The organism is Flavobacterium cutihirudinis (assembly GCF_003385895.1).
Classification (GTDB): domain Bacteria; phylum Bacteroidota; class Bacteroidia; order Flavobacteriales; family Flavobacteriaceae; genus Flavobacterium; species Flavobacterium cutihirudinis.
The window spans coordinates 72,769-85,568 of record NZ_QRDQ01000011.1 but is presented as its reverse complement, the minus strand read 5'-3'; the positions used below and the strand labels follow the sequence as shown (position 1 = coordinate 85,568).

The 12,800-nt window shown below is 32.9% G+C and carries 9 protein-coding genes; 5 read left to right on the top strand and 4 right to left on the bottom strand.

Going from position 1 to position 12,800, the window contains the following annotated elements; translation table 11 throughout:
- Window positions 1–66 precede the first annotated feature (66 nt).
- Window positions 67–1,200, bottom strand: a complete 1,134-nt coding sequence (gene folK / locus BD847_RS16875) for a 2-amino-4-hydroxy-6-hydroxymethyldihydropteridine diphosphokinase (RefSeq protein WP_115889454.1) — start codon at window positions 1,198–1,200, stop codon at window positions 67–69.
- A gap of 138 nt (window positions 1,201–1,338) precedes the next feature.
- On the opposite strand from folK, the gene sppA reads away from it, so the two are divergent.
- The 3 genes from sppA (at window position 1,339) to BD847_RS16860 (ending at window position 6,822) form a co-directional block, all read left to right on the top strand.
- Window positions 1,339–3,096 carry a signal peptide peptidase SppA gene (sppA, locus tag BD847_RS16870; RefSeq protein ID WP_115889453.1) on the top strand — a complete coding sequence of 586 codons (1,758 nt, stop codon included), beginning with the start codon at window positions 1,339–1,341 and terminating at the stop codon, window positions 3,094–3,096.
- A gap of 10 nt (window positions 3,097–3,106) precedes the next feature.
- Window positions 3,107–4,051 (top strand): alpha/beta hydrolase, encoded by a 945-nt coding sequence (locus BD847_RS16865; RefSeq protein ID WP_115889452.1) that lies wholly within the window; start codon window positions 3,107–3,109, stop codon window positions 4,049–4,051.
- 170 nt (window positions 4,052–4,221) lie between these two features.
- Window positions 4,222–6,822, top strand: a complete 2,601-nt coding sequence (locus BD847_RS16860; RefSeq protein WP_115889451.1) for an AsmA-like C-terminal region-containing protein — start codon at window positions 4,222–4,224, stop codon at window positions 6,820–6,822.
- Window positions 6,823–6,878: 56 nt separating this feature from the next.
- Here BD847_RS16860 and BD847_RS16855 read toward each other — a convergent pair whose 3' ends face one another.
- Both BD847_RS16855 and BD847_RS16850 read right to left on the bottom strand, forming a co-directional pair.
- Window positions 6,879–7,961 (bottom strand): glycosyltransferase family 9 protein, encoded by a 1,083-nt coding sequence (locus BD847_RS16855; RefSeq protein ID WP_115889450.1) that lies wholly within the window; start codon window positions 7,959–7,961, stop codon window positions 6,879–6,881.
- Window positions 7,962–8,213: 252 nt separating this feature from the next.
- The gene (locus BD847_RS16850; RefSeq protein WP_115889449.1) at window positions 8,214–9,008 is read right to left on the bottom strand and encodes a DUF2797 domain-containing protein; all 795 of its coding nucleotides are present in this window, start codon (window positions 9,006–9,008) and stop codon (window positions 8,214–8,216) included.
- Window positions 9,009–9,249: 241 nt separating this feature from the next.
- Between BD847_RS16850 and BD847_RS16845 the strand changes: the two genes are divergently transcribed.
- Entirely contained in the window at window positions 9,250–10,758 is a 1,509-nt protein-coding gene (locus BD847_RS16845) for a GH3 auxin-responsive promoter family protein (RefSeq protein ID WP_115889448.1), read from the top strand.
- Window positions 10,759–10,783: 25 nt separating this feature from the next.
- Entirely contained in the window at window positions 10,784–11,206 is a 423-nt protein-coding gene (locus tag BD847_RS16840; protein WP_115889447.1) for a DUF695 domain-containing protein, read from the top strand.
- Between the two features lie 220 nt (window positions 11,207–11,426).
- On the opposite strand, the gene serB is transcribed toward BD847_RS16840, so the two are convergent.
- Window positions 11,427–12,656: a phosphoserine phosphatase SerB gene (gene serB, locus BD847_RS16835; RefSeq protein ID WP_115889446.1), complete on the bottom strand. Its 1,230-nt coding sequence runs from the start codon at window positions 12,654–12,656 to the stop codon at window positions 11,427–11,429.
- Window positions 12,657–12,800 lie beyond the last annotated feature (144 nt).

The following is a 12,800-nucleotide window of genomic DNA, read 5'->3' as shown; positions in this document are numbered from 1 at the left end:
CAATTAGAAAATTAGAACATTCATAAAAATGAGCTCAATTATCTAATTGACTCATTTTCTAATTATCTAATTCAATTTCTTCTGAATTTCATTCAATATAAACAGATAATCTTCGTGTCTTTTTACAAAATCACGATCAGAAACATCTATAATCAAAACATTCAAATCGGTTTGTGATTTAATATAATCCAAATAACCTGTATTGATTTTATCCAAATAACTGGCTTCTATATTTTGCTCGTAACTACGTCCACGTTTCTTGATGTTTTGAAGTAATCTTTCTGTATTTTGATATAAATAAATATACAAATCAGGCTTTGGCATTTCTTTATAAATAATATCGAACAAATTTCGATATAAACGATATTCATCTTCTCCCAATGTTATTTTGGAAAAAATCAATGATTTAAAAATATGATAATCCGCTACAATAAAGTCCTTAAACAAATCAAATTGTTTTAAATCATCTGCTAATTGCTGGTAACGATCTGCCAAAAAAGACATTTCGAGAGGAAATGCATAACGGCTTTGATCTTTATAAAATTTAGGCAAAAACGGATTATCCGCAAATCCTTCCAAAACTGTTTTAGCATTAAAATCTTGTGCAATTTTATGAACTAAAGTCGTTTTTCCAGCTCCTATATTTCCTTCAAAAGCTATATAATTGAATCTTTCAAGCGGAATCTCCTGCAAAGGACTTTTCAACTTCTGAACAACTGTACAAACACTATCGTCTGGAGAAACTGCGATTAATTCTGAAATAGATTTCTGAAGAACAGGATGTTTCCAATTTAGCTTTAAATCTTCGAATGGCAATAAAACAAATTTTCTGTTTTGCATTAATGGATGCGGAACCTGAAGTTTTTCCGAATCAATAATTTCTTCATCAAAAGCAATCACATCAACGTCAATAATTCGGGATTGATAACCTTCTGCGTTCGACCTTATTCTTCCTAACTGTTTTTCTACTTTTAAAACCTGATTCAGTATTTTTTGTGCTGATGAAGTACTGTGCAAAAGCAAGGCACAATTATAAAAAGCATCACTTTCAAATCCCCAGGCGGGAGTTTCATATAGTCTGGAAACCCTGATTACGGTCCCTACCTCTTGATGTATTAAAGCAATACAACTTTCGATATTTTCCAATCTGTTTCCCTGATTGCTTCCTATAGATAAAACGACTTGATGCTGTGACTTCATAATTAATGCAAATTAACTAAAACTATTTTAGAATTAACCAATATATTTGTGAAACGACACGAAGATTCAATTCTAAAATTAAGTGTTAAAAAGTGTAACATATTAGCTGTCACTGCTACTTATTAAAAAAAAAATTATATGAAATTTTTAGGAAATGTAATCGCCACAGTAATTGGTATTTTTGTATTTATTATGCTGTCTTTTTTTGGAATAATCCTACTTGGAGCCATTTTTGGAGGCGATGATACGGTTTCTGTCAAAAAAGATTCGGTTATTGAACTGAACTTAAAAGAAATCAAAAATGATTATGCCGGAAAATATAAAGATCCTTGGGTTACTGTTTTTTCTGAACAAAAAGGAGTAGGTCTTAGCGATGTTATCAATGCAATCGAAGCAGCTAAAACGGATGATAATATTAAAGGAATTTCAATCTTAAACGATGAATCTTCGCTTGGACTGGCACAATATAAAGACGTCCGAAATGCTCTTGAAAGCTTCAAAAAATCAGGGAAATTTGTTTGGGCCTACGCCAATACTTATTCCCAAAAAGAATATTATCTTAATTCTGTTGCCAATACGATTTATTTGAATCCAGCCGGAGATCTTGATTTTAAAGGGCTTTCATCTGAAGTAATGTTTTTCAAAGATTTTCAAGATAAGTCGGGACTTCATATGGAAGTGATTCGACACGGAAAATACAAAAGTGCTGTTGAGCCATTTTTAGAAAATAAAATGAGCGATGCCAACAGAGAACAAATTACAGCTTTACTGAACTCCATCTGGACAACAGTTTCGACTGATATTTCAAAAAGCCGAAATATTCCGCTTCCTAAATTAAATGAAATTGCGAATGGTTTATTGGCCAGAACTCCCGAAATGGCAAAAAACAATGGCTTAGTTGATATTGTAGCTTACGAAGATGTTTACCACAATGCTATTAAAAAAGCACTGAAAGTAACCGGTGATGATGACTACAATAAAATTTCGATTTTAGATTATACTCAAAATAATATCACTACTGCCCTGACCAATACTGCAGATAATGAAATTGCAGTTATTTATGCTCAAGGCGAAATTGAAAGTGGCGAAGGAGATGTTACCGTTATTGGCGAAGGTTCTATAAGACGTTCACTTCAGGAAGCTAGAAAGGATGAAGATGTAAAGGCAATTGTACTAAGAATTGACAGTCCGGGCGGAAGCGCTTTAACTTCTGATTTAATCTGGAGAGAAATTGAAGTAACGAAAAAAGTAAAACCGGTAATTGTTTCTATGGGTAATTACGCTGCTTCAGGCGGTTATTATATTGCTTGCAACGCGAATAAAATTTTTGCTGAAAAGAATACGATTACAGGTTCTATCGGTGTTTTCGGAATATTACCAAACTTTAGTCCTTTGGCAAATAAATTAGGAATTAATACAGAACAGGTAAAAACACACGATAACTCTGCGAATTATAGTCCGTTTGTTCCAGTCGATGAAAAATTCAAAGCTTTTACTTTAGAAGGCGTTGAACATATTTACAACACTTTTGTAACACATGTCGCGCAAGGAAGAAAAATGACATTTGCGCAAGTTGATGCAATTGCGCAAGGAAGAGTTTGGTCAGGTTCTGAGGCAATAAAAATTGGACTTGTAGATGAAATCGGAGGTCTTAACGACGCTATCGCTGAAGCTGCTAAAATTGCAAAAATAAAAGACTACCGCACACAAAATTATCCAGAATATGAGAAAACTTTTGGTGATCTTTTATCAAAAATGCCTTTTGCACAATCTAAAGAAGCTTTTATAAAAGAAGAAATTGGCGAAGAAAACTATATGCTAATTGAGCAGGTAAAAAGATTTCAGAAACAACAAGGTGTTCAGGCAATGATGCCTTTTGGACTAAACATTAAATAGTCATTTAGAAATGAGAAATGCAATTATTTATTTGAGTCTTCTATTCTTTTCCTTTTTAAAAGCTCAAAATGCACCGGATACTTTTAAAGAAACCAACGTTACTTTAAAAATAAATACTGTACAGCTTTTTGGCACGCTCACCGTTCCTGATAATACAAAAAAATGCCCGGTTGCCTTGTTAATTTCGGGCTCAGGTCCAACGGACAGAAACGGAAACAACCCGATGATGAAAAACAATTCCATGAAAATGCTGGCAGAAGCTTTAGCAAAAAATGGTATTGCATCACTACGTTTTGACAAAAGAGGAATTGGCGAAAGCAAAGCCGCTGCTGTTGAAGAATCGAGTTTGGTTTTTGAAAATTACATCGAAGATGTCAAAAGCTGGATTAACTTCATAAAACAAGACAAACGCTTTACACAATTGACGGTTATTGGTCATAGCGAAGGAGCATTAATTGGAATGATTGCCGGAGCAAAAGCAAATAAGTTCATTTCAATTGCCGGCGCAGGAGAATCTGCAGACCAATTATTAAAATCACAAATTTCATCCAAAGGAAATAAGCAAGTCGAAGAAATGACTTTTCCAATTATCGACAGTTTAAAAAGTGGTAATAAAGTCAATAAGGTTGATCCGTTGCTTAATTCGCTTTTCAGAGCAAGTATTCAGCCTTATTTAATTTCGTGGTTTAAATACAATCCACAAACCGAAATTAAAAAATTGACAGTCCCAATTTTGATTGTTCAGGGAAATAATGATTTACAGGTTACAGTTGCAGATGCTGAGAATTTAGCAAAAGCAAACAAAAATGCAACTTTAGAAATCATCGATAAAATGAATCATATTATGAAAATCATTGAAGGAGATAAACAGGCAAATTTTCAAAGTTATAATAATGAAAGCCTTCCCATTTCAGAAACAATGATCAATAAGATAGTTGCATTCATTAAAAAATAAATGCAATATAAAAGATAATAAATCCGTTTGATAGTATTTCAGACGGATTTTTTTTACACAAAAAACTAATACATTTCTTACTTATTAAGAAAACTTTATCTGCAAACTGAAGTAAAAAAAACTATTTTTGCAGCAGTCTATTTTTTTTGTAAACCCTCAAATCTATAAATATGTTAAAGAAAGTTTTAAAAATAACCGCCATTGTTCTTGTGGTTTTCGTAGCCGCACTATTTGCCATTCCGTATTTCTTTAAAGACCAAATCAAAGCTAAAATCGCTGCTGCAATCAACGAAAGTGTTGATGCGAAAGTAAGTTTTGCTGATGCAGATTTAAGCCTTTTCAGAAATTTTCCAAATGCAGCAGTTGGGATAGAAAAATTGGTAATCATCAACAAAGCCCCATTTGAAGGTGATACCTTAGTTTCACTAGGTGAGCTGAATTTAAAAATGAGTATCAAGGAACTTTTCAAAGGAAAAGATGAACCGTTAAGCATCCAAGGAATCAGTTCTCAAAATGGATTAATTAACATTATCTTCAATAAAGATGGTGTTGGAAACTTTGATATTGCTTTAAAAGATAAAAAAGAAACACCAAGCGATGATAAAAGCAAACCGCTTTCGCTAAAGATACAGAACTACAAAATCGAGAACTTTACTTTTAGATATATTGATCAGGGATCTAAAATTAAAATGGTTATTGACAGTCTAAACCACGAAGGAACGGGAGATTTCACCAATTCAAAATTAGATTTAACTACAAAATCTACTGCAAAAGTATCTTTGGATATGGACAAAATCAATTACATGAAAAATGTAAAATTGACTTTGGATGCTATTTTGGGAATCGATCTTGATAAAAGTAAATATACTTTTAAGGAAAATAAAGCTTTAATAAATCAATTGCCTTTAGAATTTGACGGATTTATCCAAATGACGGATAAAGCACAGATTTATGATTTAAAGTTTAAAACTCCAACTTCATCATTCACCAACTTCTTAGGATTGATTCCTTCTGCTTATGCGTCAGGTTTAGATGGCGTAAAAACAACGGGGGATTTTACTGTTGCAGGTTTTGCAAAAGGAGAATTAACAGATACAACTGTTCCTAAATTCAATATCGAAATTGCATCGAACAATGCTTCTTTCCAATATCCTAACTTACCAAAATCAGTTCAAAACATTGTAATCGATACCAAAATTATTAACGAAACAGGAATTCTAAATGATACGTACGTTAATTTAGATAAGCTTTCTTTCAGAATTGATCAGGATGTTTTTAACGCTAAAGCAAATATTAAAAACATTACCATTAATCCAATTATTGATGCAGCTTTGAAAGGAACTATCAATTTGGCTAATCTTTCAAAAGCGTATCCGATCAAAATGGATAAACCTTTGGCAGGTATCCTAAAAGCAGATGTTACTACAAATTTTGATATGGCATCTGTAGAAAAAAGCCAATATCAAAACATTAAAAATGCCGGAACAATGAGTTTGTCAGGATTTAAATATACTGACGAAAACAACAAATCAATGAATATCAGCACGGCATTGGTTGAATTTAATCCGAGTAAAATCAACTTAAAACAGTTTAATGCCACAACAGGAAAAAGTGATTTAGCAATCAATGGTGTTCTTGAAAATTTCTATGGATTTATGTTCAAAAAACAGGAATTAAGAGGGAATTTCAACATGAGTTCAAATCAATTGGCTGTTGATGATTTTATGACAGCTGGAGAACCTGCAAAAGAAGAAACAAAAACAGCTGCAAAACCAGCTGAAGCCATGAAAATTCCAGCTTTCCTGAACTGTACATTAAATGCAAAAGCTACAACCGTTTTATATGATAATTTAAAACTAAAAGATGTTTCTGGAAAACTGATTATAAAAGACGAAAAGGCACTTTTAGAAAACTTTAAAACATCCATCTTTGGAGGAACAATTGGTTTGACGGGAGCGGTTTCTACAAAAGAAAAAGTTCCAACTTTTGATATGAATTTAGGTTTCAATCAGGTTGATATCGCGCAAACTTTCACACAATTGGACATGATGAAAAAAATTGCTCCAATTGCGGGAATCATCAACGGAAAATTAAATTCGACTATAAAACTGAATGGTAACTTAGACTCTAAAGAACTAACTCCTGATTTAGCATCAATTTCTGGAGATTTGCTAGGACAATTACTTTCGACAACGGTAAATGCCAAAAATTCTACTTTGCTTAATGCTCTTGGTTCAAATATTAAGTTTATCGATATGAATAAAGTGAATTTGAACGACATTAAAGCGGCACTTACTTTTGAGAACGGAAAAGTGAATGTAAAACCTTTCGATATCAAATATCAAGACATAAAAGTAACTGTTGGTGGAACTCATGGTTTTGACCAGACTATGAACTACAATTTAAAATTTGATGTTCCAGCTAAATATTTAGGAAGTGAAGCAAATGCTTTTATCGCAAAAATGTCGCCTGCTGATGCTGCGAAACTGCAAAACATTCCGATTAATGCTATGATAACCGGTAACTTCTCTAATCCAAAAATTAGTACCGATATGAAAACTGCTGTTACCGCTCTTGCTTCTCAAGTTGCTAATCAACAGAAAGATAAGCTAACACAAAAAGGTACCGCTGCATTAACCGATTTAATCAACAAGAACACAAAAGCAAAAGATACTACGCAAGCTGCAAAAACAGAAAAAGAACAAAAAACTCAGGAAGTCACCAAAAAAGCTAGTGATTTACTGAACGGATTGTTTAAGAAGAAAAACTAAACTAAAAAAGAGAGGCATTCGAATTGAATGCCTCTCTTTTTTTATGTTTATATATTTTATATTGCTCTTGAGTAAATATCTAATCTGCCATTATTCAAAATCGAATTTATCGTTTTTATGTATTCTTTCTTCGTACATAAATTAACATCTATTGCAGTACTGCAATTGTCATAAGGCTCGTATTTTTTCATATTAGAAACCGAAAACAATCCAATTGTTGGTGTGTGTACAGCGCTCGATAAATGCATAATTCCGCTGTCGGCACCAATAAACAAATCAGCATTTGCAATAACCGATCCTATTTCGCGAATATCCTTACTATAGAATGTTGGAGCTTTAAATCCAATTTGTGATACGTTTTCTACAGGTAAAATTTCAATAATATTATAATTTTTATATTCTGTAACAAGTTGCGAATAAAACTTTTCCCACCACTCTTCTGACAGACATTTTGGTCCAGTTGCGTAGGTAAAAATGCAAATTGTTTTTTTGTCGTTTTTCGTAATCTCGCTTAATTTTTTTCTGCCATCGGCAATTTCAGAAGAAGTTAATTTAAGATCTAAAGGAGCAATTATTTTATTGCTGTTGGTTGGTAGTCTAAGTTTTGACAAATAATTTCGGAAATTATAAACTGGATACTTTGCAATGTGTTCAAAATCGCTTTTTCGCTCTATGTCTTCCTCGCCGGAATCTCCAAAAAATTTGTATTTCGCATTTGAAAACTGAACTGCCAATCGGCCGGAAGATGAGTTTTGGTCAACATTAATCGCTAAATCGTAAGGTGTTTTCTTTAGCGAAATCCAAACCTTTGAATATTCAACTAGACTTTTAAAAGGCTTTTTAGGTAAATGAATTGTCTTATCAATTACATCGTAATTTTCAAAAATAATTGGAGCCAGAGTTCCTTTTACAAATAAATCAATTTTACAGTTTGGAAACATTTCAGCCACTTCCTGCACAAGTGGTGTAATCAACAAAAGATTTCCTAACCTTCCATTTGGTCTGCAGATCAGAACTTTTTTTATTTCGCTTTTATCAACTAAAATAAAATCATCCTGCATCGTTGGTTTTCCAACATTCTTAGTCAGACTACGCATAATATTGCGTCTGTAATTATTTATTTTGCGTACAACACTCATTTATGGAATAATTTATGAATTTAAATCTTAATTAAATTTGAAAAATCAATTAAGGAAAGCTTTCAAAGCTAACCTCTTTTATTTTCTAAAAATAAATTCTTCCAATAAGCATTTGTTACAAAATTGTAACCAAATGTATCAATATTTACATGTTTTTGCTTTTGGAGGTGATATAAAATTACAATAAATTATTATGTAACCAACAAACTAATAGATAGTTAGACGAAAAATATCGACGATTCCCTGATAAACCTAGACGTTTATAGTAACAACATAACCTTCAGAACCACGAACATTAAATACAGTTCCGTTTTCAAATAAAAGGTATTGTCCTTTTATTCCAACCAGCTTTCCATTAAAAGATGGTGTCTTTTCTAAGTTTAAACTACTAATTTTTTGAGGATAACTTAATATCGGATAATTTAATTCGTAGACATCATTTTTCTGGCTATAAAAATAGTCTTTCACTTCAGCAGGAATTAAGCTTTCTACTTTCGCTTTCTCCAAAATTAAATCACAAGATTCGGAAGTATCTTGAAGCATTTTTCTCCAGTTCGTTTTATCTGTATAATGATCTTTCAAGGCAACCTCAGTTATTCCGGCCAAATAACGATTTGGCACCTCAACTATCGCAATTGCCTGCGTTGCACCCTGATCGATCCATCTTGTTGGCACTTGCGTTTTTCTGGTTACGCCTACTTTTACTTCGGTCGAAAAAGCCAAGTATACAATATGAGGTTGCAATTGTACTTTTGATTCGTATTCTAAATCGCGATCGGCAATTCCGAGATGCGCTGTACTTAATTCCGGTCTCATGATCCAATCACCAACTGCTGCACTGGAGTAAAAACAATCGTAGCAAAAACCTTGTCTGTATATTTTTTTCTTCTTGTTACAATTTAAGCATTGATAGCCTGAAAAGTTTATTTCAATCTCTTTATCCAATAACTGATTCATACTCAAAAAGCTATCTTCGAAAACCAAATAATACTGAATTGGATTTCCTATTTCTGTCTGCATTTTTGTAAGTACGCCTTGATAAGTCATTAGAATTTTATTTTTTTATTTGTTGATTAGAGATTTCAGGAAACCCGAAGAATTAGCGCTTTTAGTGTTAAAATTCCAATTTTGAAATGGAATCTTTACTACAAATAGAATTGTTTTTTACAAAAAAACACTATTTTTGATACAACGACAAAGTTAATATTTGTCTGTTGATATTCAAATTTTAAGTTTCCTGTTTTTGCGTTTACGCACAAAAACTAACATCTAAAATCAAAAATCATTCATGCCCTTATCCATAATCAATTCTTTCGCATCATGGGTCCTAAAACAGAGGATACATCAAATCGAACTCTTTCTAAAATATCCGAATGAAGTTCAGGAAGAGCTGTTGCATAATTTATTGACAGCTTCAGAAAATACGGTTATTGGAAAACAGTATGATTTTGCCTCGATAAATTCCTATCAGACTTTTAAAGAAAGAGTCCCAATTTCGACTTATGAAGAATTACAGCCGTTGATTGAACGTACACGTTTAGGCGAACAAAATGTTTTTTGGGAAACGCCTATAAAATGGTTCGCTAAATCGAGCGGTACTACAAATGCTAAAAGCAAATTTATTCCGGTAAGCAACGAAGCACTGGAAGATTGTCATTATAAAGGAAGCAAGGATTTGCTTTGTCTTTATTTAAATAATAATGAAGACTCTGAATTATTTTTGGGAAAAAGTCTTCGCTTAGGTGGAAGTTCTCAGATTTATGAAAACAACAATACGTTCTTTGGAGATTTATCGGCAATTCTGATTGAAAACATGCCAATTTGGGCCGAATTCAGCAGCACGCCAAGCAGTAAAACTTCGTTAATGACCGAATGGGAAACAAAAATCGCGGCCATTATCAACGAAACAAAAAATGAAAACGTGACCAGTTTTGCAGGTGTTCCTTCCTGGATGTTGGTTTTAATGAATAAAGTTTTAGAAAATACAGGAAAAGGAAATTTGCTTGAACTCTGGCCAAACCTTGAAGTTTATTTTCATGGAGGCGTAAGTTTTTCTCCTTATAAAGAACAGTACAAGAAAATTTTACCAAGCAAGGATTTTAAATATTACGAAATCTACAATGCTTCGGAAGGCTTTTTCGCTATTCAGGATTTAAATAATTCAAGTGATTTATTATTGATGCTGGATTACGGAATTTTCTATGAATTTATTCCGATGGACACTTTTGGAACTCCAGACCAAAAAGTAATTCGCCTTGCCGATGTTGAACTGAATAAAAACTACGCAATCGTAATTACGACAAATTCCGGTTTGTGGCGTTATTTAATTGGCGACACCGTTCGCTTTACTTCTTTAAATCCTTATCGAATTAGAGTTACAGGAAGAACCAAACATCATATTAATGTCTTTGGTGAAGAATTAATGGTAGAAAATACCGATCAGGCTATTGCCAAAGCGTGTCAGGTAACTCAAACTGAAGTTATTGATTATACCGTTGCTCCTATTTTTATGCAAGACAAAGAAAAAGGTGCACACGAATGGATGATCGAATTTAAAAAACACCCGGCTGATGTTGGTCTTTTCCAAAAAGTTCTGGATGAAACTTTACAGACTTTAAATTCTGATTATGAAGCAAAACGCTACAACAATATGACGTTAAATCCTTTGGTGATTAATGTTGCTCGTGAGAACTTGTTTTATGATTGGTTGAAAGAAAGAGATAAACTTGGTGGCCAACATAAGATTCCGAGACTTTCTAATCAGAGGGATTATTTGGAGCAGTTGAAGGAGATGTAAGATAATTTAATGTTTATAGAAAAAAATGGAATGGTCAACACTACAAACTGAATACGAAGGGCTTCCTCTCTATTTAAGAAAACCTAATTATAAAAACATTTACGAATACAAAACAAAATATCCTGAATTAATCTGTATAACACATGAATTCGATAATGTTAAAGACAATGGATTACCAACTTCTGAATATAACAAATCACTAATAGATTTTGACAACGAGGTAGTAAACATTTTTCAAGAAAAAAATAATGGAATTATTTTTCTAGTCGAGACTTATGGCGGAGCAAGAAATTATTGGTTTTTTGGAGAGAATTCAGAATCTATTTCCAGTCTTTTCAATGATTTAAAAAACAAATATTCAAAGAATAAATTGGAACTAGATTCTCAAAATCATTCTGATTGGACATTCTTAGAAGAATATCCTGTTCCTTTATATAAAAAAATCTGATCAAAAATTTGAATCTTTGCTTATCCTTTTTTATCCATAAAAAAACCTTAGCCTTTATTGAAAAAGCTAAGATTTTTATTTTTATTAAGTTCAGCATGTCATTTCGACGAAGGAGAAATCTTCGTTAGAAACTCCGTAATCAAAATCACTAATCTTGTCGAGTTACTTGCGAAGATTTCTCCTTCGTCGAAATGACAAAAATGACGTATCAAATTGATAATTACATCATATCAATATATCGATCGTGATATCCTAAAAGATACAAAACTCCATCAAGACCTAAACTAGAAATTGACGTTGAAGCACTTTCTTTTACTTTTGGTTTGGCGTGGAAAGCGATTCCGAGTCCAGCCAAATTTAGCATTGGCAAATCGTTTGCTCCGTCTCCAACTGCGATGGTTTGATTGATGTGAATTCCCTCTTTTTCGGCGATTGTTTTTAGTAATTCGGCTTTCTTTTCTCCGTTTATAATATCACCTAAATATTTACCGGTTAATTTACCGTCTTTTATTTCAAGTTGATTGGCGTGAACGTAGTCGATTCCTAATTCTTTTTGCAGATAATCTCCAAAATAAGTGAAACCTCCAGATAGAATTGCCGTTTTATATCCGTAATACTTAAGCGCTTTCATCAAACGATGCGCGCCTTGGGTAATTGGTAAATTTATGGCAACATTTTGTAAAACTTCTTCGCTCAAACCTTCTAATAAAGCCATTCGTTGTTTGAAACTTTCGTTGAAATCAATTTCACCGTTCATTGCCGATTCTGTGATCGCTCTTACCTGATCGCCTACTCCATTAAGCTCTGCCAATTCGTCGATAACTTCGGTTTGGATCAAAGTAGAATCCATATCGAAGCAAACCAAACGGCGGTTTCTTCTGTAAATATTATCTTCCTGGAATGAAATATCAACGTTTAACGTTCTTGAAATTTCCATAAAACTTGCCGTCATGACAATTTTATTTACAATTTCGCCTGTCACAGATAACTGGATACAAGAACGCGGATATTCTTCTTTTTCAACAATTGAAGTTCTTCCTGTTAATCGTATAATAGAATCAATATTCAGGTTTTGGTCTGACATAATTTTAGTCACGGCAGCCAATTGTGAAGCAGCTAGTTTTTCACCTAAAATATTAATTATGTAGCGTTGTTTTGATTGCGATTTTACCCATGTTTCGTAGTCTTCGATAGAAATTGGAATAAATTTTACCTTAATTTCCAATTCGTAAGCCTTGAACAACAAGTCTTTTAAAACTGGTGCCGATGACGAACCTGCGGCAATTTCGAACAAAATTCCTAAAGAAAGTGTATCATGAATATCGGCCTGACCAATATCTAAAATGTTAGCATCATAAGTCGCCAATACAGCAGTTAATCCAGCTGTAACCCCTATTTTATCATGTCCTGAAACTTTTAATAAAATAATTTCTTTATCCTCTATTGCCATTTTTTCTCTATTGTTTTTGAAGCGACAAAAATCGGCAATCTATCGATGATAAAAAAGAATAATCATTGTTTTTTTGAAAAGAAAAAGCACATAATCATGTGCTTTTTCAAGTAATTTAACAATTATGCTTTGCTATAAGAATAA

Excerpts from the sequence above, each read along its gene's own strand:
- folK (WP_115889454.1), bottom strand. The coding sequence starts at position 1,200 with ATGAAGTCACAGCATCAAGTCGTTTTATCTATAGGAAGCAATCAGGGA.
- sppA (WP_115889453.1), top strand. The coding sequence starts at position 1,339 with ATGAAATTTTTAGGAAATGTAATCGCCACAGTAATTGGTATTTTTGTA.
- BD847_RS16865 (WP_115889452.1), top strand. The coding sequence starts at position 3,107 with ATGAGAAATGCAATTATTTATTTGAGTCTTCTATTCTTTTCCTTTTTA.
- BD847_RS16860 (WP_115889451.1), top strand. The coding sequence starts at position 4,222 with ATGTTAAAGAAAGTTTTAAAAATAACCGCCATTGTTCTTGTGGTTTTC.
- BD847_RS16855 (WP_115889450.1), bottom strand. The coding sequence starts at position 7,961 with ATGAGTGTTGTACGCAAAATAAATAATTACAGACGCAATATTATGCGT.
- BD847_RS16850 (WP_115889449.1), bottom strand. The coding sequence starts at position 9,008 with ATGACTTATCAAGGCGTACTTACAAAAATGCAGACAGAAATAGGAAAT.
- BD847_RS16845 (WP_115889448.1), top strand. The coding sequence starts at position 9,250 with ATGCCCTTATCCATAATCAATTCTTTCGCATCATGGGTCCTAAAACAG.
- BD847_RS16840 (WP_115889447.1), top strand. The coding sequence starts at position 10,784 with ATGGAATGGTCAACACTACAAACTGAATACGAAGGGCTTCCTCTCTAT.
- serB (WP_115889446.1), bottom strand. The coding sequence starts at position 12,656 with ATGGCAATAGAGGATAAAGAAATTATTTTATTAAAAGTTTCAGGACAT.